Here is a 21,194-nt window from a genome sequence, read left to right on the forward strand (position 1 = left end):
GTAGCCATGAGGCCCTTGGATAAGTGCTTTAAGCCTGTGGATTAAACAGGTGGTTATCCACAGATGGGTTTTTGCTCAGGTTCCAAGCCCTGTTATCAACTGGGCACAGGGGCGGTTATTCACAGGGCTTAATCCACAGAAAAGGGGCCGCCGGGGCAAATAGCGCCCACGGGAAAGCCGCCACTGTCTCGGTGGTTATTCAGAAAAGGGAATGTGGTGCCTTGAAACGGGCAGGGCAGACAGGCACGAATGGCCTGTCTGTAAATATCAGAGGTCTATTTACCGATACAGAAGCTGGAGAATATCCGTCCCAGCAGATCATCCGAGCTGAATGCACCGGTGATTTCTCCCAACAGCTGCTGCGCCTGACGCAAGTCCTCAGCCAACAGCTCACCAGCCCCCGCCAAGGTCAATTGAGCCCGACCGTGCTCCAACGCCGCACTGGCGTGACGCAGCGCCTCCAGGTGCCTGCGACGTGCACTGAAGCTGCTTTCCGACGTCTGCTCGTAACCCATGCAGGCCTTGAGGTGGTCGCGCAGCAACTCCAGCCCATCACCAGCCGATTTCGCACTCAGGCTGATGGTGACATGGCCATCCTCGCTGGTTTCCATGGCAATGGCTTCACCGGTCAGGTCAGCCTTATTCCGGATCAAGGTGACTTTCGAGGGGTCTGGCCGCTGTTCAAGGAATTCCGGCCACAGTGCAAATGGATCTACGGCTTCCGGCGCCGTGGCATCTACCACCAGCAACACGCGGTCCGCCTCACTGATAGCCTTGAGCGCCCGCTCGACGCCGATCTTTTCCACCTGGTCGTCGGTGTCGCGTAAACCCGCGGTGTCGACCACGTGCAACGGCATGCCATCAATGTGGATATGTTCGCGCAAAATATCCCGGGTAGTACCGGCAATCTCGGTGACGATGGCCGCTTCTCGACCCGCCAGGGCGTTGAGCAGGCTGGATTTGCCGGCATTGGGCCGCCCAGCGATCACCACCGTCATGCCGTCGCGCAGCAACGCGCCCTGCCCCGCTTCACGCAGGACTGTGGATAATTCATCGCGGACTTTATCCAGCATCGCCAATACATGGCCATCGGCAAGGAAGTCGATTTCCTCTTCAGGAAAATCAATCGCTGCCTCGACATAGATGCGCAGGCTGATCAACTGTTCGGTCAAGTTATGCACACGCAGGGAAAAAGCGCCTTGCAAAGAGCGCAATGCATTACGCGCAGCTTGTGCCGAACTCGCCTCGATCAAGTCGGCAATCGCTTCAGCCTGTGCCAGGTCGAGCTTGTCGTTAAGGAATGCCCGCTCACTGAATTCTCCAGGACGGGCCAGGCGGCAACCCAGTTGCAGGCAGCGCTGCAGCAACATATCCAGAACGATTGGGCCACCATGACCCTGCAATTCCAGCACGTCTTCACCCGTGAAGGAGTTTGGTCCAGGGAAATACAGGGCGAGGCCTTCGTCCAATACTTCTTCATCAGAGCCCAGGAATGGGCCGTAGTGGGCATAGCGCGGCTTCAACTCCCGCCCGCTGATGGCCTTCGCGGCAATGCCGGCGAGCGGCCCGGAAATACGAACGATACCGACACCGCCGCGACCCTGAGCGGTGGCGACAGCAGCGATGGTTTCACGAGGAGCGCTCATCAGCAGGTTCCAGAATAAAGTGACGGAAAGCAAAACGCCCCACTAGGGGGCGTCTTGAGTGGTTATCCACAGAGTAAATTACGCCTCGGCTTTTTTGGTAGCCGCTTCGATTTTACGTGTGATGTACCACTGTTGAGAGATCGACAACACGTTGTTGACCACCCAGTACAGAACCAGTCCAGCTGGGAACCACAGGAAGAAGAAGGTGAAGATGATTGGCATCATTTTCATCACTTTGGCCTGCATCGGATCCGGCGGTGTCGGGTTCAGGCGCTGCTGGATAAACATGGTCGCGCCCATGATGATCGGCAGGATAAAGAACGGGTCCTTGATCGACAGGTCAGTTATCCACAGCATGAACGGTGCCTGGCGCATTTCCACGCTTTCCAGGAGTACCCAGTAAAGCGACAGGAATACCGGCATCTGCACCAGAATCGGCAAGCATCCACCCAGCGGGTTGATCTTCTCTTTCTTGTACAGCTCCATCATGGCCTGCGACATTTTCTGCCGGTCATCGCCATGTTGTTCTTTCAGCGCGGCCAGTTTAGGGGCCACCGCACGCATGCGCGCCATCGACTTGTAGCTGGCGGCCGACAGTGGGAAGAAGATCCCCTTGATCAGCATCGTCAGGAAGATGATCGAGAAGCCCCAGTTGCCGACGATGCTGTGGATATGTTGCAGCAGCCAGAAGATCGGCTGGGCAATGAACCACAGGATGCCGTAATCCACAGTCAGTTCCAGACCTGGGGATAACTCTTTCAGCACGGCTTGGCTTTTCGGGCCGGCGTACAGGGTAGCGCTGGTTTCAGCCTTGGCACCTGGAGCGACGGTCAATGCCGGGCCGGTGTAGCCAATGATGTAGTTGCCTTTGCTGTCCTTGCGCGCCAGGACTGCATTGTTCTGGCCAGGCTGAGGAATCCATGCGGTCACAAAGTAGTGTTGCAGCCAGGCTACCCAACCACCGTTCACGTTGTAGGTGATTGGTGCCTTGGTTTTGTCTTCGGCCACTTTATCCATGTCTTTCATGGATACTTTTTTATACGGTTCCGAACTTGTCCACAGGGCCGCGCCCAGGTAAGTCGCGGTACCGGTCGCAGTGCTGGACGATGGATCGGAGCTGGCGTCACGCTTGAGCTGTGCAAACATTGCACCGGTCCAAGGCTGAGCACTCTGGTTGTCGATCAGATAGGTAACAACGATGTCGTACAGGCCGCGCTTGAGTGTGAAGCGCTTGATGTAGTTGACGCCGTCCTTGCTGAACTTCAAGTCCACGACCAGTTGGTCTTGGCCATCTGCCAGCTGATAGCTCTTCTTCTCCGCAGAGAAAATCGGACGACCGGTAGCGCTCGCATCAGGGCCGTTGGTGCCGATCAGGCCACTTTGTGCCTGGTAGACACGTTCACCACCGTTATCGAACAACTGGAATGGAATTTCCGGGTGATCCTGACGACGCGGATACAGCGGAAGTGTCAGTTTGGCAACATCGCCACCTTGCGGGTCGATAGCCAGGTCCAATACATCCGTCTTGATCTGGATGAGGTCGGTGCTTGCGGCAACTGCAACTTCGGCAGGTGCTTTTGTTTCGCCCGCTGCGCGTGGAATGTCATCACTGGCGGCAGTATTGGTGCCACTTACTGTATCGGGAAGTCCCGCTGGAACAGCATTGGCAGCAACATTCTGAGTCGGCAGGGCAGCTTGACCATAGTCCTGGTTCCATTTAAGGACCATGACGTAGGACACGATTGCCAGGGCGACGATCAGGATCGTGCGTTTAATATCCATGATTACTCGGCCATCGAAGAAGAACGGGAGGTAGGGATAGGTGGAACCGGGTCATAACCACCGGGATTCCACGGATGACAGCGACCTAAACGACGAAAGGTCAGCCAGCCACCGCGCAGAAGACCATGATTTTCTATGGCCTCTAACGCGTAGCAGGAACAACTGGGGTAGAAACGACAGTGGCTGGCCATCAGAGGACTAATGGCATAGCGATAAAACTGGATCGGAACGAGTGCCAGTTTACGCATCGGTGCTGTCTACCCCTACAGTTTCGGTGCTGACTGCTGGTGCTGGTTTGTTGGTACGCGCCAGACGTTTCCAGAGCTTGCTGAAATGCTGAATCAATTCGGGGTTTTCTACATCCCCCAAGCCTTTGCGCGCGACGATAACAATATCCCAACCAACCAGAGTGTCCTGGTGGAGGCGAAACGATTCGCGCATCAGACGCTTGAGGCGATTGCGCTCAACGGAGAGCTTTACGCTCTTCTTGCCGATCACCAACCCGAGACGGGGGTGATCAAGATCGTTGTTACGCGCAAGGAGCAGGAGATTTTTCCCCGGAACCTTGCCGGTGGGGGAGTCAAAGACTGCCTTGAAGTGCCGGGGGGTTAGCAGACGCTTTTCCCGACTGAAGTCCTGACTCACCACCAGTACCGGATTATCAAACTGCCAGACGCGCACGACCTTTGGCGCGGCGACGCGACAGGACAGCACGGCCGTTCTTGGTAGCCATGCGAGCACGGAAGCCGTGGGTACGGGCGCGTTTGATGGTGCTTGGTTGGAAAGTACGTTTCATGGCGTTGTTACCTGGTTCGTCCACAACGGGCCGGAATGGCCCCCGTTTTAAGAGACCGGCGATTCTAGAGAAAGCAAGCCTCTAGGTCAATTTCCAACCAGCTTTTCCTTCAATTAGATCTTTACGGGCCTCCAGACCTTTGCTTTCCGTTCTGCTTCCATGAGCAATGCCATAGATATAAAAATAAAGAAGGAAGTTATTTAAAGCTTTTCTGTAAAGCTTATAAAAGCTAGGCAGGCCATCCTCTGTGGATAACTGCATTAAGGCCATATTCCACGTGCTGTACAGAGGATGACAACACGGGGGAGAAACGGTGCTCTGCCTGTGCTGCGCTGTCGGATAAGCTGTGTGTGGAATGGCATGTTATACACAGGCCAGTTACCCACAGACTTTCGACCCCACTTGTACAACGAGCTCAGGCCCGCTTATCCACAGACCTTATGCACAGACCATCTGTCGCATTTTTTGCAGTTAAGGCATTGATTTTGGCTGGCCTGTGAGCAACCTACATGTGGATAAGTGGGCTGCTGGCCGCTACAATGGCGGCTGTTTTTGCCTCACCGGCTTTCAACTTAGGGGATATCCGTGTCAGTGGAACTTTGGCAGCAGTGCGTGGAGCTTTTGCGCGATGAGCTGCCTGCCCAGCAATTCAACACCTGGATCCGCCCGCTACAGGTCGAAGCCGAAGGCGACGAGTTGCGTGTCTATGCACCCAATCGTTTTGTTCTCGACTGGGTCAACGAGAAGTACCTGAGCCGCGTTCTCGAATTGCTCGATGAACACGGTAACGGCCTCGCGCCCGTGCTTTCCTTATTAATAGGCAGTAAACGCAGCTCGGCACCTCGGGCTGCACCGAATGCTCCGCTCGCTGCAAGTGCCTCGCAGGCTCAGGCCGCTGCGGCACCTGTTAATAACTCGCCAGCGCCGGTTGCCCAGACGCCTTCGAAATCCTCGTCGCAGAAAAGCGCGCCTGTAAATGAAGAGCCGTCCCGCGACAGCTTCGACCCGATGGCGGGTGCCAGTTCCCAGCAGGCTCCAGTCCGCGCCGAGCAGCGCACGGTTCAGGTTGAAGGTGCGCTCAAGCACACCAGCTACCTGAATCGCACGTTCACCTTTGAGAACTTCGTCGAAGGTAAATCCAACCAGCTGGCCCGCGCTGCCGCCTGGCAGGTCGCCGATAACCCCAAGCACGGTTACAACCCGCTCTTCCTTTATGGCGGCGTTGGCTTGGGTAAGACCCACTTGATGCACGCTGTGGGTAACCACCTATTAAAGAAGAACCCGAATGCCAAGGTTGTGTACCTGCACTCGGAGCGCTTCGTGGCTGACATGGTCAAGGCCCTTCAGCTCAATGCGATCAACGAGTTCAAGCGGTTCTACCGCTCCGTTGATGCATTGCTGATCGATGACATTCAATTCTTCGCGCGCAAGGAGCGTTCCCAGGAAGAGTTTTTCCACACCTTCAACGCCCTGCTCGAAGGCGGCCAGCAGGTCATCCTGACCAGTGACCGTTACCCGAAGGAAATCGAAGGCCTGGAAGAACGCCTGAAGTCGCGCTTTGGTTGGGGCCTTACCGTTGCGGTAGAGCCGCCGGAGCTGGAAACCCGCGTTGCGATCCTGATGAAAAAGGCCGATCAGGCGAAAGTCGATCTGCCCCATGATGCTGCGTTTTTCATCGCTCAACGCATTCGCTCCAACGTGCGCGAGTTGGAAGGTGCGCTCAAGCGTGTCATCGCTCACTCTCACTTCATGGGCCGCGATATCACCATCGAGCTGATTCGTGAATCCCTGAAAGACTTGCTGGCATTGCAGGACAAACTGGTGAGTGTGGATAACATCCAGCGCACCGTGGCCGAGTACTACAAGATCAAGATTTCCGACTTGCTGTCCAAGCGTCGTTCGCGCTCGGTGGCTCGTCCTCGCCAGGTCGCCATGGCACTCTCCAAGGAGTTGACCAACCATAGCCTGCCGGAAATCGGTGATGTGTTTGGCGGTCGCGACCACACCACGGTCTTGCACGCGTGCCGTAAGATCAACGAACTTAAGGAATCCGACGCGGATATTCGCGAGGACTACAAGAACCTGCTGCGTACACTGACTACTTGATGACACCAGCGCAGCTTATTAAGGCAAGGGACTAGACCATGCATTTCACCATTCAACGCGAAGCCCTGTTGAAACCCCTGCAACTGGTCGCAGGCGTCGTCGAGCGCCGACAGACCTTGCCGGTGCTCTCCAACGTATTGCTGGTGGTCGAAGGCCAGCAATTGTCCTTGACCGGTACCGACCTGGAAGTCGAGCTGGTCGGTCGCGTGCAACTGGAAGAGCCGGCTGAACCTGGCGAGATCACAGTGCCTGCGCGCAAGCTTATGGACATCTGCAAAAGCCTGCCTAACGACGCGCTGATCGACATTAAGGTTGATGAGCAGAAGTTGGTGGTCAAGGCGGGTCGCAGTCGTTTCACGCTGTCTACTTTGCCGGCCAATGATTTCCCGACTGTGGAAGAAGGCCCAGGCTCACTGACTTGCAGCCTTGAGCAAAGCAAACTGCGCCGTCTTATCGAGCGCACCAGCTTCGCCATGGCCCAGCAGGACGTGCGTTACTATCTCAATGGCATGTTGCTGGAAGTGTCGGAGGGCATCATCCGCGCCGTGGCCACCGACGGTCACCGTCTGGCGATGTGCTCGATGCGCGCCGATATCGGTCAACCTGACCGTCATCAGGTCATCGTGCCGCGTAAAGGTATTCTGGAATTGGCGCGCCTGCTCACCGAGCCAGATGGCAATGTCAGCATCGTGCTGGGTCAGCACCATATCCGCGCGACCACCGGCGAATTCACCTTCACCTCCAAGCTGGTTGACGGCAAGTTCCCGGATTACGAGCGTGTCCTGCCTAAAGGCGGCGACAAGTTGGTGATCGGTGATCGTCAGGCCCTGCGTGAAGCGTTCAGCCGTACTGCGATTCTGTCCAACGAGAAGTACCGTGGTATTCGTCTGCAACTGGCCAATGGTCAGTTGAAAATCCAGGCTAATAACCCGGAGCAGGAAGAAGCGGAAGAGGAAGTGGGCGTCGACTACAACGGCGGCACTTTGGAAATCGGCTTCAACGTGAGCTACTTGCTGGACGTGCTGGGTGTGATGACCACCGAACAAGTTCGCCTGATCTTGTCGGACTCCAACAGCAGCGCCCTGGTGCAGGAATCCGATAATGACGACTCGGCTTACGTTGTTATGCCGATGCGCCTGTAATCATGCTCAGCAGAAGCTAGATGTCCCTTAGTCGCGTCTCGGTCACCGCGGTGCGCAATCTGCACCCGGTGACCTTCTCTCCCTCCCCCCGCATCAATATCCTCCACGGCGCCAACGGCAGTGGCAAAACCAGCGTGCTGGAAGCCATCCACCTGCTAGGGCTTGCCCGTTCCTTTCGCAGTGCCCGCTTGTTGCCGGTGATTCAGTACGAACAACTGGCCTGCACAGTATTTGGCCAGGTCGAACTGGCAGAAGGTGGGCACAGCAGCCTGGGGATTTCTCGTGATCGCGGCGGTGAGTTCCAGATTCGCATCGACGGGCAAAATGCTCGCAGTGCTGCGCAACTGGCAGAGATCCTGCCATTGCAACTGATCAACCCTGACAGCTTCCGCTTGCTGGAAGGCGCGCCAAAAATCCGTAGGCAGTTCCTCGACTGGGGAGTGTTCCACGTGGAACCGCGATTCATGGCCACTTGGCAGCGCCTGCAGAAGGCCCTGCGGCAGCGGAACTCATGGCTGCGGCATGGTACACTTGACGCCGCTTCGCAAGCGGCCTGGGACCGGGAATTGTGCCTGGCCAGCGATGAAATAGATGAATACCGCCGCGCCTATATCAAAGCCCTGAAACCAGTCTTTGAGCAGACCTTGAGTGAGTTGTTGGATCTCGAGGGGCTGACGCTGAGTTACTACCGTGGTTGGGATAAAGAACGTGAGCTGAGTGCAGTGCTCGCGACGTCCCTGCAACGGGATCAGCAAATTGGCCACACCCAGGCCGGACCCCAACGGGCTGATTTGCGTCTTAGATTAGGCGCACACAATGCTGCGGATATCTTGTCCCGCGGCCAGCAGAAGTTGGTGGTGTGTGCACTGCGTATCGCCCAGGGGCATCTGGTTAGCCAAGCCCGACGTGGTCAGTGTATTTATCTGGTGGATGACTTGCCGTCCGAACTCGACGAGCAACACCGCCGTGCGTTATGCCGCTTGTTGGAAGACTTACGCTGCCAGGTGTTTATCACCTGTGTAGACCACGAATTATTGAGGGAAGGCTGGCAGATGGAAACGCCAGTCGCTTTGTTCCACGTGGAACAAGGCCGTATCACCCAGACCCACGACCATCGGGAGTGAAGGCATGAGCGAAGAAAACACGTACGACTCGACCAGCATTAAAGTGCTGAAAGGTTTGGATGCCGTACGCAAACGTCCCGGTATGTACATTGGCGACACTGATGACGGTAGCGGTCTGCACCACATGGTGTTCGAGGTGGTCGATAACTCCATCGACGAAGCTCTGGCCGGTCACTGCGACGACATCAGCATCATCATCCATCCGGACGAATCCATTACTGTGCGCGACAACGGTCGTGGCATCCCGGTAGATGTGCACAAAGAAGAAGGCGTTTCGGCGGCAGAGGTCATCATGACCGTGCTCCACGCCGGCGGTAAGTTCGACGATAACTCCTATAAAGTCTCCGGTGGTTTGCACGGTGTGGGTGTGTCGGTGGTGAACGCTCTGTCCGAAGAGTTGATCCTGACCGTTCGCCGCAGTGGCAAGATCTGGGAGCAGACCTACGTCCACGGTGTGCCACAGGAGCCGATGAAAATCGTTGGCGACAGTGAAAGCACCGGTACCCAGATCCATTTCAAGCCATCGGCTGATACCTTCAAGAACATCCACTTCAGCTGGGACATCCTGGCCAAGCGGATCCGTGAACTGTCCTTCCTCAACTCCGGTGTTGGCATCGTCCTCAAGGATGAGCGCAGCGGCAAGGAAGAACTGTTCAAATACGAAGGCGGCTTGCGTGCATTCGTTGAATACCTGAACACCAACAAGACTGCGGTCAACCAGGTATTCCACTTCAACATCCAGCGTGAAGACGGCATTGGCGTGGAAATCGCCCTGCAATGGAACGACAGCTTCAACGAGAACCTGTTGTGCTTCACCAACAACATTCCACAGCGTGACGGTGGTACTCACTTGGTGGGTTTCCGTTCCGCGCTGACGCGTAACCTGAACACCTACATCGAAGCCGAAGGCCTGGCGAAGAAGCATAAAGTCGCCACCACCGGCGATGATGCGCGTGAAGGTCTGACCGCGATTATTTCGGTGAAAGTGCCGGACCCAAAATTCAGCTCCCAGACCAAAGATAAGCTGGTGTCTTCCGAAGTGAAAACTGCGGTTGAACAGGAGATGGGTAAGTACTTCTCCGACTTCCTGCTGGAAAACCCGAACGAAGCCAAGTTGGTTGTCGGCAAGATGATCGACGCCGCGCGTGCCCGTGAAGCGGCGCGTAAGGCTCGTGAGATGACTCGCCGTAAAGGCGCGCTGGATATCGCCGGCTTACCAGGCAAACTGGCTGACTGCCAGGAGAAGGACCCTGCCCTCTCCGAACTGTACCTGGTGGAAGGTGACTCTGCTGGCGGTTCCGCCAAGCAGGGTCGTAACCGTCGCACCCAGGCCATCCTGCCGTTGAAGGGTAAGATCCTCAACGTCGAGAAGGCTCGCTTCGACAAGATGATTTCCTCCCAGGAAGTCGGCACCTTGATCACGGCGCTGGGCTGCGGTATTGGCCGTGACGAGTACAACATCGACAAGCTGCGCTATCACAACATCATCATCATGACCGATGCTGACGTCGACGGTTCGCACATCCGCACCCTGCTGCTGACCTTCTTCTTCCGTCAGTTGCCTGAGTTGATCGAGCGCGGCTACATCTACATCGCCCAGCCGCCGTTGTACAAAGTGAAGAAAGGCAAGCAAGAGCAATACATCAAAGACGACGACGCCATGGAAGAGTACATGACGCAGTCGGCCCTGGAAGATGCCAGCCTGCACTTGAATGATGAAGCACCGGGGATCTCCGGCGAGGCACTGGAGCGTCTGGTAAACGACTTCCGCATGGTGATGAAGACCCTCAAGCGCCTGTCGCGCCTGTACCCACAGGAGCTGACCGAGCACTTTATCTACCTGCCGTCCGTAAGCCTGGAGCAGTTGGGCGACCACGCACACATGCAGGAATGGCTGGCGCAGTACGAAGTACGCCTGCGTACTGTCGAAAAATCCGGCCTGGTGTACAAAGCCAGCCTGCGTGAAGACCGTGAGCGTAACGTCTGGCTGCCAGAGGTCGAACTGATCTCCCACGGCCTGTCGAACTACGTCACCTTCAACCGCGACTTCTTCGGCAGCAACGACTACAAGACCGTTGTGACCCTCGGCGCGCAACTGAGCACCCTGCTGGACGATGGTGCTTACATTCAACGTGGCGAGCGTAAGAAAGCGGTCAGGGAGTTCAAGGAAGCCCTGGACTGGTTGATGGCGGAAAGCACCAAGCGTCACACCATCCAGCGATACAAAGGTCTGGGCGAAATGAACCCGGATCAGCTGTGGGAAACCACCATGGACCCAGCGCAACGCCGTATGCTGCGCGTGACAATCGAAGACGCCATTGGCGCGGACCAGATCTTCAACACCCTGATGGGTGATGCGGTCGAACCTCGTCGTGACTTCATCGAGAGCAATGCCCTGGCTGTGTCGAACCTGGACTTCTGATCCAGACGCGACACCCCAAAAATAAAAAAGGCCAACGCTATGCGTTGGCCTTTTTTATTGCGCGGAAATCACCGTCTGCAAAATGCTCCACGTGGAACATCGTGGTTTTTATCCATGGGAAGCTGTAGCTGTAGCCACACTCTCCAATCGATACCCATACCCATAGATCGTCAACAACTGCCAACCCCTATCTGCGGTAAGCCCGAGCTTGTTGCGTAGCCGATAGATATGCGTATCCAGCGGCCGAGAGGACACCATTTCTTCATGGGTCCAGAATCGCTCATAAAGGTACTCGCGCGACAGCGGCCGAGCCAGGTTGGCGAACAAGCAGCTCGCCAGACGGTATTCGCGCTCGGTAAGGTTGATCGGTTTGCCTGCGCGTGTGACGGTCAACTCCGCGTCGTCGAAGGTCAGGTCATTGAAACTCTGCACTTCAGGGGTCGCCGATTTCTGCAGGCCATGCCGACGTAGAACGGCTGTCACTCTCGCCTTCAGTTCGTTAGGTCGAAAGGGTTTGCTGACGTAATCGTCGGCGCCACTGTTCAATGCGGTGACGATATCGCTTTCGGCGTCACGGCTGGTGAGCATGATGACAGCGGGTGGTGACTCCATGTGCTCACGGGTCCAGCGCAGCAAGGCAATACCGGTGATGTCGGGCAGTTGCCAGTCGAGTATCAGCAGGTCGAAGGTCTCCCGGCGCAATTGACGCAGCAGGTCTTCGCCGCGCTCGAAGCAATGCAGGGTCCAGGGTTGTTCGGCAGTGCTGGGGATTTGTCGCAGTGTCTGTTCTACCCGTCGCAATTCAGCGGGTTCGTCATCCAGTATTGCGACACGCATGGGTGGGTCCTTTCTTCTCGAAGAGTACGGCAGTCGTATTATTGAGGGCACGTACTGCACAGATGCCGGTCACTGAATCTGAATAATTGTGCTCAGGTTCGTTGACCCCTTGGATCTCTCGGTACGCTGGAATCAATAAGCGAATAGGCCATTGAACGTTCTCCATACCGATGTGGGAAAGATACCGGCTCCAGGCCTTAAGGAAAAGGATCAGCCGACGCGTGCGCTGTCGTAAACTTCTGTGTCCTGATAGTGGATAGCCTTTTGGACTCCCCGCCGTTATGAACATCAAGCAGGATTTTTTTCCACCGCGTCAAAAATGAGCTTCACTGGGCTCAGCGCGTCGTTCTATCACGTACGTGTGTCGGCTTACGACGTGCAACGTCTTGAGGGGGAATCCGGGGGCTATGCCATCTTCTACCGCACGCCAACAACACAGGCGCGTTGACCCGTGATGCTCTGGGGAAAGGCCGAAAAGCGTCAACCCACCCATGCCCAGCGCCTATTCCACGGTCTGGTACGTGAGTGGTTGTGGATTGGTTTGCTGTTATTGCCGATCACTGCCTATCTCTCGATGAGTCCAGGCCTGGCCTTGAACAACCCGCTATACGACAGCCTTCGCCGTCTGGCGCCACTGCCGGTGGACCCGCGCATCCTGCTGGTGACCATCGATGACCCTAGCCTGAAGAAACTCGGCCAGTGGCCCTGGCCGCGCAGTTTGCATGCCGACCTGATCGATCGTCTTAGCGCGGCGCAGCCGGCCGGTATCCTGTTTGATGTGATCTTCAGCGAGCCCGGTAACCCCATTAATGACAAACGCCTGGCCGACGCAGTGTGCAACGCCGGCAACGTATTGTTGCCCTTGGCCCGTGACGATGCCGCCAGCTACAGTCAGCCCGGGGCACAAATGCTGTCACTGCTCAAATGTGCCAAGGGCGTCGGGCATATCAATGTGGAGGCGGATAGCGATGGCGTGGTCCGCAGGCTGTATATGCGCGAGGGGCCAGCCGACGCCACGGCGCTTCAGTTAGCGTGGCTGGCCTTCGCAATGAGCGGGCAATCGGCCGAGATGCCTGGGGAGCCCCTGACATCGATCACCCAGGATTGGCACCGGGAGTATGCCGTCCGTATCCCGTTTATTGCTGCCGACACCCATTTCCCGAGCGTGTCTTATGTCAGCGTATTGCGCGGTGAGGTCCCTCCCGAGCGGTTGCGGGGCCGTCTGATTCTGGTGGGGGCGACAGCGTCGGGCATGGGCGATCGCTTTGTCACACCGCTCTCTCCTATGGCCGGCACCACCGCGGGTGTGGAGATCCAGGCCAATGTGCTCAATGGCTTGCTGCAAGGTCGAAGTATTGTGGACTTGCCCGCATGGCTGGCCGCACTGATTGCAACGTCCCTGGTGGCGATGCTGCTGGGCCTGCTGCTCTACTGTCCACGCTATGCGCTGTGGATGACCCTGGGGTGCATGTTCACGGCCTTGCTCGGTTCAGCGGGCTTGTTGCGCTTGGGCTATTGGTGGTCGCCTGCGGCCTGCTTGATCGGTTTGCTGTTGAGCTATCTGATCTGGAACTGGCGCCGTCTAAGTGTGATCCTGGCCTACTTCGGCTGGGAATTGGCGCGCCTGGATAACGAACCCAAAGTCTTGCCCGAACGCCGTCGTGCACCCGCCAACAAAGGTGACGTATTGCAGGGCCGCATCTTTGCCCTGGAGCAAGCGGTAAGTCGTACGCGGGACACCCGACGTTTTATGGCCGATGGGTTGGAATGCTTGCCGGTGGCGACACTGATCACAGACACCCAGGGCACTATCCTGTTGGCCAACCGGATTGCCCGGGAAGTGTTCGGCAATGACTTGATCAACCATAACCTTCTGGAGCAACTGGCTGACCTCGGTTATCCGCCGCTGCACAATGGCGTACGCCCCACCCTCTCAACGCTGGAACTCGTTGAGTTTCGTGATATTCACCAGCGTAGCCTGCGCATGGAACTTGCCCCGTTGCTGCCGGCCGAAGGGGATGTCGCGCTTGGCTGGCTGCTGAGCCTCACCGACCTGAGCCAGGAACGCGAGGCCCAGCAGCATCGGGAAACCATGTTGCGCTTCCTCTCCCACGACTTGCGTGCACCCCACTCGGCGATCCTCGCACTGTTGGATGTGCACAACAGTGAGTCGCCGATATTTGCCCAGATCGAGCAGCAAGTACGCCGTGCCTTGAGCCTGACCGAATCGTTTGTGCAACTGGCGAAAGCCGAGGCCGATGGCTACCAGTTCGAGCCTACGCTGTTCGCCATGTTGGTAATGGATGCCTTTGATCAGGTGGCAGTGATCGCCCAGCTCAAAGGTATTCACTTGGTCCACGATCTGGACGAGGCCGACGAAGGGATGGTGTCAGCCGATCAATCGCTGCTCACCCGCGCATTGTTCAACGTGTTGGAGAACGCGATCAAATACTCCCCGTCCGGTACCACTGTCCGGCTGCGACACAGCAGCGCGCAAGGCTGGTTGGAATGCCGCATCAGCGACCAGGGGCCGGGGATAGCCGCCGAGGATTTGCCTGAGCTGTTCAGCCAGTACAAGCGCTTTGACTCGGCCCAAGGCAGCGAAGGGTTGGGCTTGGGACTGAGCATGGTCAAGGCGGTCGTGGAGCGTCATGGGGGCCGTATCGAGTGTGAAAGCACCGTGGGCAAAGGCACTGCGTTCAGTCTGCAGCTGCCCTTGCTGGACGACGGCTAAAACGTACTTTTCTGCTGTGCATAAAAAACCGGTCTCAAGGACCGGTTTTTTAATGCGGAAAAAACTTATGCACGTTTTCCGCGATTTTATGATCTTTAGAAATATCTAAGTAAATCAACTTATTAGGATCAAAAAAAGCCAATTCGCCAACAAACCGTACACAGGTTATCCACAGATGCTCATACCACCGGCGTATCCACCACAACCGGCTCCGGCGGCAGGGAACCCATGGCCCGCTGCTGCGCTTCATTCCATGCCTGGGCACGGTCATTCAGCGCGGCAATGGCGCGTGGGCCTTCGCCTTCTGCGTACATTGGCTCGCCAATCACCACAGTGATGGTGCCCTCGCGTTTTGCCCAACCGGTCTTCGGCCAGAACTTGCCGGCGTTATGCGCAATCGGCAGCACCGGCAGGTTGGCATTGACCGCCAATGCCGTACCCCCTCGGGAGAACTTGCCCACGGTCCCAAAGGGGACCCGTGTGCCTTCCGGAAAGATCAGTACCCACACGCCATCCTTGAGCAGTTCATCGCCCTTCTTGGCGACATGCTTGAGCGCCGCCTTGGGGTTGTCACGGTCGATAGCGATCGGGCGCAACATGGCCATGGCCCAGCCGAAGAACGGCACGTACAGCAGTTCACGCTTGAGCACTTGGCTCAACGGCGAGAAGTAAGCCGAGAGGAAGAAGGTCTCCCAGGTGCTCTGGTGATTCGACAGAATCACGCAGGGCTGGTCCGGTACGTTTTCCGCGCCCTTGATCTCGAAACGAATGTTCAGGAACACCTTGGTCAGCCACAACGCGCAGCGGCACCAATAGACGTTGATAAAGCGATAGCGCGCCTTGAACGGGAGAAACGGCGCAATAAAAAAGCTCAGGGTGCACCAGAGAAACGAACTGGTGCCCAGCAGCAGGTAAAAGAAAAAGGTTCTGATGGCCTGCAAAATCGACATGGCGGCATTTACCGTTGCGGGACATGGCCCGCCTGTTAAAAGCGCACTCCCGAACAGTCCTTGGTCAGGAAGTCGAGGGCGGCTAGTTGTTGATAAGTTCTGCGGCAACCGCCGCCAGATCGTCAAAAATCAAGGTGCCTACCGGCAGGTTTTTCGCCTGGGTCTTTTCGCCTTTCCCGGTCTTTACCAAAACTGGCTGAGAGTCGACGGCTTTGGCCGCCTCCAGGTCACCGAGGCTGTCCCCGACGAACCATATCCCAGCCAAGGGCACCTTGTAATGTTCTGCAATGGTTTTCAACATGCCAGGCTTGGGTTTGCGGCAATCGCAGCCCTCATCCGGCCCGTGAGGGCAGTACACCACCAACCCCACCTCACCGCCCTGCTCCGCCACCAGCGTGCGCAAGCGCGCGTGCATGGCGTCCAGGGTAGCGATGTCGTAGTAGCCGCGGGCTATGCCGGACTGGTTGGTGGCGATGGCCACCGTCCAGCCGGCTTTGCTCAACTGCGTGATGGCCTCGATCGAACCGGGCAGTGGAATCCATTCCGCCACCGACTTGATGTAAGCGTCGGAGTCGTAGTTGATCACCCCGTCCCGATCGAGAATCAGCAGTTTCAACATGCTCAGCTCAGCGTCGAAATGTCAGCGATGTTGACGAACAAGCCACGCAGACGCGCCAGCATGGCGTAGCGGTTTTTCCGCACGCCGGCATCTTCGGCATTGATCATCACCGCTTCGAAGAACGCATCCACCGGCTCACGCAAGGTGGCCAGGCGTGCCAGGGCCTCGGCGTAATTGCGTTCGGCGATCAGCGGCTTCACCGCATTCTCTGCCTTGGCAATGGCCGAGTTCAGCGAGAACTCCTTGGCGTCGGCAAACAGGCCAGGGTCGACATCGGCGTTGCCCAGGCCTTCGGCCTTGCTCAGCAGGTTCGACACACGCTTGTTCACGGCGGCCAAGGCATCGGCTTCCGGCAGCTTGCGGAACGCCTGTACGGCTTGTACGCGTTGATCGAAGTCCAGCGCCGAACCCGGTTGCAGGGCACGTACCGACAGGTAGACGGAAACGTCCACGCCTTCATCTTCATAACGCGCACGTAGGCGGTCGAACACGAATTCCAGCACTTGCTCGGCCAGGCCGGCTTGCTTGACCTTGCCACCGAACTGGCCGACCGCGAACACCACGGCCTGGGTCAGGTCGAGGTCCAGCTTCTTGTCGATCAGGATACGCAGTACGCCCAGGGCCGCACGACGCAGGGCATACGGGTCTTTGCTACCGGTGGGCAGCATGCCGATACCGAAGATACCGACGAGGGTATCCAGCTTGTCGGCGATGGCCACGGCCGCACCGGTCAGGGTGGTCGGCAGCTCGGCACCGGCACCGCGCGGCATGTACTGCTCGTTCAGCGCCAGGGCGACATCGTTCGGCTCGCCATCGTTGAGGGCGTAGTAGTAACCGGCAACGCCTTGCATCTCCGGGAACTCGCCGACCATCTCGGTGGCCAGGTCGCACTTGGACAGCAAGCCTGCACGCGCAGCCCAGGCGGCATCACCGCCAATGCGTGGGGCAATGTAGGCCGCCAGCTTGGAAACGCGCACAGCCTTGTCGTAGACGCTGCCGAGTTTTTCCTGGAACACCACGTTTTGCAGGCGCAGGTTGAAGTCTTCGAGTTTCTGCTTCTTGTCTTGCTTGAAGAAGAACTCGGCGTCAGTCAGGCGCGGGCGAACGACTTTCTCGTTACCGGCGATGATCTGCTGGGGGTCCTTGCTTTCGATGTTGGCCACGGTGATAAAGCGCGGCAGCAACTTACCGTCCACGTCCAGCAGGCAGAAATACTTCTGGTTGTCCTGCATGGTGGTGATCAGCGCTTCCTGTGGCACCTCGAGGAAACGTTCTTCGAACGAGCACACCAGCGGAACCGGCCATTCAACCAGCGCGGTCACTTCGTCGAGCAGGCTTGGCGGCACGATGGCGGTGCCTTCCTGCAGGCGGGCGAGCTCTTCGGTGCGCTTGCTGATCAGCTCGCGACGCTCGTTGGCATCGGCCAGCACGTAAGCCGCGCGCAGATCGGCGGCATAGTTAGCCGGCGAAGTGATGCGCACCGCTTCTGGGTGGTGGAAGCGGTGACCACGGGAATCACGGCCAGCCTTCTGGGCGAGGATGGTGCAGTCGATGACCTGGTCACCGAGCAGCATCACCAGCCACTGGGTTGGGCGCACAAACTCTTCCTTGCGCGCGCCCCAGCGCATGCGCTTAGGGATCGGCAGGTCGTTCAGGGAGTCTTCGACGATGGTCGGCAACAGGCTGGCGGTCGGCTTGCCTTTGATGACCTGGCTGAACCGCAGTTTCGGGCCGCTCTGGTCGATCTCGCTCAGCTCCACGCCACATTTCTTGGCGAAGCCCAGCGCGGCTTGAGTCGGGTTGCCTTCGGCGTCGAAAGCCGCCTGGCGTGGCGGGCCGTCGAGGTTGATGCTGCGGTCCGGCTGCTGGGTTTCCAGCGCGGTCAGCAACACGGCCAGGCGGCGCGGCGCGGCGTAGACTTTTTTCGCTTCAAACTTCAGGCCGGCGCTCTGCAGGCCTTTTTCGATACCGGCCAGGAACGCATCGGCCAGGGTATTGAGTGCCTTGGGTGGCAGCTCTTCGGTGCCCAGTTCAACCAGGAAATCTTGAGCACTCATTGTGCAGCCTCCAGCTTAGCCAACACTTCATCACGCAGGTCCGGGGTGGCCATCGGGAAGCCCAGCTTGGCGCGAGCCAGCAGGTAGGCTTGGGCGACGGAACGTGCCAGGGTGCGTACACGCAGGATGTATTGCTGACGCGCGGTTACCGAGATGGCACGGCGGGCGTCCAGCAGGTTGAAGGTATGGGACGCCTTCAACACCATTTCATAGCTTGGCAACGGCAGCGGCTGGTCGAGTTCGATCAGGCGCTTGGCTTCGCTTTCATAGAAGTCGAACAGTTCGAACAGCTTCTCGACGTTGGCGTGTTCGAAGTTGTAGGTCGATTGCTCCACTTCGTTCTGGTGGAACACATCGCCATAGGTCACTTTGCCGAACGGGCCGTCAGCCCACACCAGGTCGTAGACCGAATCCACGCCCTGCAGGTACATGGCCAGGCGCTCAAGACCGTAGGTGATCTCGCCGGTCACTGGGTAGCATTCGATGCCACCGGCCTGCTGGAAGTAGGTGAACTGCGTGACTTCCATGCCATTGAGCCAGACTTCCCAGCCCAGGCCCCAGGCGCCGAGAGTTGGCGATTCCCAGTTGTCTTCGACGAAACGGATGTCGTGTACCAGAGGGTCCAGGCCCACGTGCTTGAGCGAGCCCAGGTACAGTTCCTGGAAGTTGTCCGGGTTCGGCTTCAGGACTACCTGGAACTGATAGTAGTGCTGCAGACGGTTCGGGTTTTCGCCGTAGCGGCCGTCAGTCGGTCGACGACTGGGCTGCACGTAAGCGGCGTTCCAGGTTTCCGGGCCGATGGCCCGCAGGAATGTAGCGGTGTGGAAAGTGCCGGCGCCTACTTCCATATCGTAGGGCTGAAGTACCACACAACCTTGCTCGGCCCAGTATTGCTGGAGGGCGAGGATCAAGTCTTGGAAGGTACGCACGGCTGGCGTAGGCTGGCTCACGAAATTCACCTGTTACTTGGGCTGCGATTTAAAGAGCGGGAGTATACCCGATTCGGCCGCGCCACCATCCCCTGGAGCCTTATGCCACGCTGCTTTTGGTGTTCTGAAGATCCGCTGTACATGGCTTATCACGATCAGGAGTGGGGAACGCCGCTGCGCGATGCGCAGGGTTTGTTCGAGTTGCTTTTACTGGAAGGGTTCCAGGCGGGCCTGTCCTGGATCACCGTTTTACGCAAACGCGAGCATTATCGAAAGGTCTTGTTTGGTTTTGATGCCCGGCGTCTGGCACAGCTGACCGACGCTGAGATCGAAGCACTGATGCTCGATCCAGGCATTGTGCGTAACCGCCTCAAGCTCAACGCGACCCGGCGCAACGCCGCGGCCTGGCTGGCGCTGGAGGACCCGGTGGGGTTGCTCTGGTCGTTTGTCGGCGGAGTGCCCAAGGTCAACCATTTCAAGGATCGCAGCGAAGTGCCGGCGATTACGCCGGAGGCTGAAGCCATGAGCAAAGCACTCAAGACAGCCGGCTTCACCTTTGTCGGCCCGACCATTTGTTACGCGTTCATGCAGGCCTCGGGCATGGTCATGGACCACACTCAGGACTGTGACCGTTACGCGGACTTGGCCAACGCCGGTTAGAATGGCGGCTTTGCGCACCACACACGATCAGGAGTGACCTGTGGAAAAGTTTAAAGGCGCCTTGCTGGTAGGTGCTCTTCGGTTGTTTGCCCTGCTGCCATGGCGCGCGGTGCAAGCCGTGGGTTCGGCCATCGGCTGGATCATGTGGAAAACCCCCAACCGCTCCCGTGACACGGTGCGGATCAACCTCTCAAAATGCTTCCCCGACATGGACCCCGCCGCGCGCGAGCGCCTGGTCGGCCAGAGCCTGAAGGACATCGGCAAGTCCCTGACCGAAAGCGCCTGCGCCTGGATCTGGCCGGCCCAGCGCTCCATCGACCTGGTGCGCGAAGTCGAAGGCCTTGAGGTGCTGCACGAAGCCCTGGCCTCGGGCAAAGGTGTGGTCGGCATCACCAGCCATCTGGGTAATTGGGAGGTGTTGAACCACTTCTATTGCAGCCAGTGCAAGCCGATCATTTTTTACCGCCCGCCCAAGCTCAAGGCAGTGGATGAATTGCTGCGCAAGCAGCGTGTGCAACTGGGCAACCGCGTGGCGGCGTCCACCAAGGAAGGCATCCTCAGTGTGATCAAGGAAGTACGCAAAGGCGGCCAGGTGGGCATTCCGGCGGACCCGGAGCCGGCCGAATCCGCCGGGATCTTCGTGCCGTTCTTCGCCACCCAGGCACTCACCAGCAAGTTCGTGCCAAACATGCTCGCCGGCCACAAGGCCGTGGGGGTGTTCCTGCACGCACTGCGGCTGCCGGACGGTTCGGGCTACAAAGTGATCCTGGAGGCGGCACCGGAAGACATGTACAGCACCGACACCGCCACCTCCTGCGCGGCAATGAGCAAGGTAGTGGAGCGCTATGTCGGCGCTTACCCGAGCCAGTACATGTGGAGCATGAAGCGCTTCAAGAAACGCCCGCCGGGTGAGGAGCGGTGGTATTGACCCACTGCTGACCCAAAAACAACGCAAAACCAAATGTGGGAGGGGGCTTGCTCCCGATAGCAGTGTGTCAGCCAATGCATATTTGACTGATCCACCGCTATCGGGAGCAAGCCCCCTCCCACATTTTCGATCTGCTTAGACCTGGCGGTCGAGTTTCTTCAGGAACACCGTCATCTCTTTCTCGGCCTGCTTGTCACCATGGGCCAAGGCCGCTTCGATGCCCTTCTCCCACGCCTGTCGCGCTGCGGCGTTATCACCCTGCCCCAATTGCGCCTTGCCCAACAACTTCCATGCCGCCGAATACTTCGGATCGAACTCGACGCATTTCTGCAAATGCTCCGCCGCCTTGGCGTTGTCCTTCAGGTCCAGGTAACCCTTGCCCAGCCCAAAGCGCAGCAGCGAGTTATCCACACCCTTGGCGAGCATTTTTTCCAGGGATTCGAGCATGTCGGTCACTCCGTT

18 protein-coding genes are annotated in these 21,194 nt (G+C 57.9%); 7 read left to right on the top strand and 11 right to left on the bottom strand.

All coding sequences use genetic code 11. The annotated features are described in order from the left end of the window. Positions 1–275: 275 nt before the first annotated feature. The 5 genes from mnmE to rpmH all read right to left on the bottom strand — a co-directional run bounded on the left by mnmE (position 276) and on the right by rpmH (position 4,224). The gene (gene mnmE, locus AB1462_RS09425) at positions 276–1,646 is read right to left on the bottom strand and encodes a tRNA uridine-5-carboxymethylaminomethyl(34) synthesis GTPase MnmE (RefSeq protein WP_367246624.1); all 1,371 of its coding nucleotides are present in this window, start codon (positions 1,644–1,646) and stop codon (positions 276–278) included. Positions 1,647–1,724: 78 nt separating this feature from the next. After that, positions 1,725–3,428, bottom strand: a complete 1,704-nt coding sequence (gene yidC, locus AB1462_RS09430) for a membrane protein insertase YidC (protein WP_090401322.1) — start codon at positions 3,426–3,428, stop codon at positions 1,725–1,727. A gap of 2 nt (positions 3,429–3,430) precedes the next feature. Then, positions 3,431–3,676, bottom strand: coding sequence for a membrane protein insertion efficiency factor YidD (gene yidD, locus AB1462_RS09435; RefSeq protein ID WP_010207715.1), 246 nt, complete (start codon positions 3,674–3,676; stop codon positions 3,431–3,433). Continuing rightward, positions 3,669–4,073, bottom strand: coding sequence for a ribonuclease P protein component (rnpA, locus tag AB1462_RS09440; protein WP_367246641.1), 405 nt, complete (start codon positions 4,071–4,073; stop codon positions 3,669–3,671). The genes yidD and rnpA overlap by 8 nt, the downstream gene beginning before the upstream one ends. A gap of 16 nt (positions 4,074–4,089) precedes the next feature. Continuing rightward, entirely contained in the window at positions 4,090–4,224 is a 135-nt protein-coding gene (gene rpmH / locus AB1462_RS09445) for a 50S ribosomal protein L34 (RefSeq protein ID WP_003213577.1), read from the bottom strand. 585 nt (positions 4,225–4,809) lie between these two features. On the opposite strand from rpmH, the gene dnaA reads away from it, so the two are divergent. Genes dnaA through gyrB form a run of 4 tightly spaced genes read left to right on the top strand, consistent with a single transcriptional unit; the run spans position 4,810 to position 11,018 of the window. After that, entirely contained in the window at positions 4,810–6,330 is a 1,521-nt protein-coding gene (gene dnaA, locus AB1462_RS09450) for a chromosomal replication initiator protein DnaA (RefSeq protein ID WP_090401321.1), read from the top strand. Positions 6,331–6,368: 38 nt separating this feature from the next. Next, complete coding sequence (gene dnaN, locus AB1462_RS09455; RefSeq protein WP_065926810.1) at positions 6,369–7,472, top strand: DNA polymerase III subunit beta; 1,104 nt, start codon at positions 6,369–6,371, stop codon at positions 7,470–7,472. Between the two features lie 20 nt (positions 7,473–7,492). Next, the gene (recF, locus tag AB1462_RS09460) at positions 7,493–8,596 is read left to right on the top strand and encodes a DNA replication/repair protein RecF (protein ID WP_367246625.1); all 1,104 of its coding nucleotides are present in this window, start codon (positions 7,493–7,495) and stop codon (positions 8,594–8,596) included. Between the two features lie 4 nt (positions 8,597–8,600). Then, a complete protein-coding gene (gene gyrB, locus AB1462_RS09465; protein WP_090401320.1) occupies positions 8,601–11,018 on the top strand; it encodes a DNA topoisomerase (ATP-hydrolyzing) subunit B in 2,418 nt (805 codons plus the stop codon). Between the two features lie 108 nt (positions 11,019–11,126). Here the strand turns inward: gyrB and AB1462_RS09470 are convergent, their stop codons facing one another. Beyond that, positions 11,127–11,855 (bottom strand): response regulator transcription factor, encoded by a 729-nt coding sequence (locus AB1462_RS09470; protein WP_315338896.1) that lies wholly within the window; start codon positions 11,853–11,855, stop codon positions 11,127–11,129. Between the two features lie 451 nt (positions 11,856–12,306). Here AB1462_RS09470 and AB1462_RS09475 point away from each other — a divergent pair, with 451 nt between their 5' ends. Then, the gene (locus AB1462_RS09475; protein WP_259191517.1) at positions 12,307–14,589 is read left to right on the top strand and encodes a CHASE2 and HATPase_c domain-containing protein; all 2,283 of its coding nucleotides are present in this window, start codon (positions 12,307–12,309) and stop codon (positions 14,587–14,589) included. Positions 14,590–14,768: 179 nt separating this feature from the next. Here the strand turns inward: AB1462_RS09475 and AB1462_RS09480 are convergent, their stop codons facing one another. From AB1462_RS09480 to glyQ, 4 genes are all read right to left on the bottom strand, one after another. After that, entirely contained in the window at positions 14,769–15,539 is a 771-nt protein-coding gene (locus AB1462_RS09480) for a 1-acyl-sn-glycerol-3-phosphate acyltransferase (protein WP_090401317.1), read from the bottom strand. Positions 15,540–15,621: 82 nt separating this feature from the next. Next, positions 15,622–16,158, bottom strand: a complete 537-nt coding sequence (gene gmhB, locus AB1462_RS09485; RefSeq protein WP_315338891.1) for a D-glycero-beta-D-manno-heptose 1,7-bisphosphate 7-phosphatase — start codon at positions 16,156–16,158, stop codon at positions 15,622–15,624. Positions 16,159–16,160: 2 nt separating this feature from the next. Further along, positions 16,161–18,215 (bottom strand): glycine--tRNA ligase subunit beta, encoded by a 2,055-nt coding sequence (gene glyS / locus AB1462_RS09490; protein WP_259191515.1) that lies wholly within the window; start codon positions 18,213–18,215, stop codon positions 16,161–16,163. Further along, the gene (glyQ, locus tag AB1462_RS09495; RefSeq protein ID WP_003213601.1) at positions 18,212–19,165 is read right to left on the bottom strand and encodes a glycine--tRNA ligase subunit alpha; all 954 of its coding nucleotides are present in this window, start codon (positions 19,163–19,165) and stop codon (positions 18,212–18,214) included. The genes glyS and glyQ overlap by 4 nt, the downstream gene beginning before the upstream one ends. A gap of 81 nt (positions 19,166–19,246) precedes the next feature. Here glyQ and AB1462_RS09500 point away from each other — a divergent pair, with 81 nt between their 5' ends. Next, complete coding sequence (locus AB1462_RS09500) at positions 19,247–19,804, top strand: DNA-3-methyladenine glycosylase I (RefSeq protein ID WP_367246626.1); 558 nt, start codon at positions 19,247–19,249, stop codon at positions 19,802–19,804. 40 nt (positions 19,805–19,844) lie between these two features. Further along, complete coding sequence (locus AB1462_RS09505) at positions 19,845–20,732, top strand: lysophospholipid acyltransferase (protein ID WP_090401314.1); 888 nt, start codon at positions 19,845–19,847, stop codon at positions 20,730–20,732. A 135-nt stretch (positions 20,733–20,867) separates the two neighbouring features. Here the strand turns inward: AB1462_RS09505 and AB1462_RS09510 are convergent, their stop codons facing one another. Next, on the bottom strand, positions 20,868–21,179 hold the full coding sequence (locus AB1462_RS09510) for a tetratricopeptide repeat protein (protein ID WP_090401313.1): 312 nt from the start codon (positions 21,177–21,179) through the stop codon (positions 20,868–20,870). Between the last annotated feature and the right edge of the window lie 15 nt (positions 21,180–21,194).

It is taken from the genome of Pseudomonas sp. SB113, from assembly GCF_040754745.1.
Classification (GTDB): domain Bacteria; phylum Pseudomonadota; class Gammaproteobacteria; order Pseudomonadales; family Pseudomonadaceae; genus Aquipseudomonas; species Aquipseudomonas grimontii.